The sequence below is a fragment of the Bradyrhizobium viridifuturi genome (assembly GCF_001238275.1).
GTDB classification, from domain to species: Bacteria; Pseudomonadota; Alphaproteobacteria; order Rhizobiales; family Xanthobacteraceae; genus Bradyrhizobium; species Bradyrhizobium viridifuturi.
Genome location: NZ_LGTB01000111.1, coordinates 1 through 1,771, shown reverse-complemented (window position 1 = coordinate 1,771; position 1,771 = coordinate 1). Strand labels below are relative to the sequence as shown.

The window sequence follows — 1,771 nt, the reverse complement described above, 5'->3', positions numbered from 1 at the left end:
CCCTTCTTGTTCTGCCGGTTCTGCACGAGGTCGTCGACCACGGCGGGATCGGCGAGGGTCGAGGTGTCGCCGAGGCTCGACGGCTCGTCCTCGGCGATCTTGCGCAGGATGCGGCGCATGATCTTGCCGGAGCGGGTCTTCGGCAGGCCGGGCGCGAACTGGATCAGGTCCGGCGAGGCGATCGGCCCGATGTCCTTGCGGACCCAGGCGACCAGCTCCTTGCGCAAGCCTCGGTCGGCTCGGTGCCCTTCATCAGCGTGACATAGGCGTAGATGCCCTGGCCCTTGATGTCGTGCGGATAGCCGACCACGGCGGCTTCCGACACCGCCTCGTGCGCGACCAGCGAGCTCTCGACCTCGGCGGTGCCCATGCGGTGGCCGGACACGTTGATGACGTCGTCGACGCGGCCGGTGATCCAGTAGTAGCCGTCGGCATCGCGCCGGCAGCCGTCGCCGGTGAAGTACTTGTTCTTGTAGGTCGAGAAATAGGTCTGCTCGAACCGCGCATGGTCGCCATAGACCGTGCGCATCTGGCCCGGCCACGACTTGGTCAGGCAGAGATTGCCCGAGGTCTCGCCCTCCAGCGTCTTGCCGTCGGCATCGACGATCTCGGGCACCACGCCGAAGAACGGCCGCGTCGCCGAGCCCGGCTTCAGCTTGGTCGCGCCCGGCAGCGGCGTGATCAGGATGCCGCCGGTCTCGGTCTGCCACCAGGTGTCGACGATCGGGCAGCGGTCGTCGCCGACCACGCGATGGTACCACTCCCAGGCTTCCGGATTGATCGGCTCGCCGACCGAGCCGAGCAGCCGCAGCGACTTGCGCGAGGTCTTCTTCACCGGCTCGTCGCCGCCCTGCATCAGCGCGCGGATCGCGGTCGGCGCGGTGTAGAAGATGTTGACCTTGTGCTTGTCGACCACGTTCCAGAACCGCGAATTGTCCGGGTAGTTCGGCACGCCCTCGAACATCAGCGTGGTCGCGCCGTTACAGAGCGGCCCATAGAGGATGTAGCTGTGGCCGGTGACCCAGCCGACGTCGGCGGTGCACCAGTAGATGTCGCCGTCGTGATAGTCGAACACGTATTGATGCGTCATCGACGCGAACACCAGATAGCCGCCCGAGGTGTGCAGCACGCCCTTCGGCGTGCCGGTCGAGCCCGAGGTGTAGAGGATGAACAGCGGGTCCTCGGCATGCATGTGCTCGGCCGGGCATTCCGTCGTCACCATGGCGGCGGCCTCGTGGTACCAGAGGTCGCGGGTCGGGTTCATGTCGATCTTGCCGCCGGTGCGCTTCACCACCACGACCCAGTCGACGCCGCCGGTCTTGGCGATCGCGGCATCGACATTGGCCTTCAGCGGCACCTTCTTGCCGCCGCGCAGGCCCTCGTCGGCGGTGATGATCACCTTGGAATCGCAGTCCTTGATGCGCTGGGCGAGGCTGTCCGGCGAGAAGCCGCCGAACACCACCGAATGGATCGCACCGATCCGCGCGCAGGCCAGCATGGCGTAGGCGGCTTCCGGGATCATCGGCAGATAGATCGTGACGCGGTCGCCCTTCTTGACGTTCCGGGTGCGCAGGATGTTGGCCATCCTGCAGACTTCGTCGTGCAGCTGGCGGTAGGTGATGTGCTTGGATTCGGAGGGGTCGTCGCCCTCCCAGATGATCGCGGTCTGGTCGCCGCGCTTCTCGAGATGGCGGTCGATGCAGTTCCAGGCGACGTTCAGCACGCCGTCCTCGAACCATTTGATCGAGATGTTGCCGGGCGCGAAGGAGAC

1 pseudogene is annotated in these 1,771 nt (G+C 66.1%); it reads right to left on the bottom strand.

Annotation, left to right across the window (positions count from 1 at the left end):
* Positions 1 to 1,771: pseudogene (gene acs, locus ALC15_RS40830) on the bottom strand (acetate--CoA ligase); the annotation flags it as partial.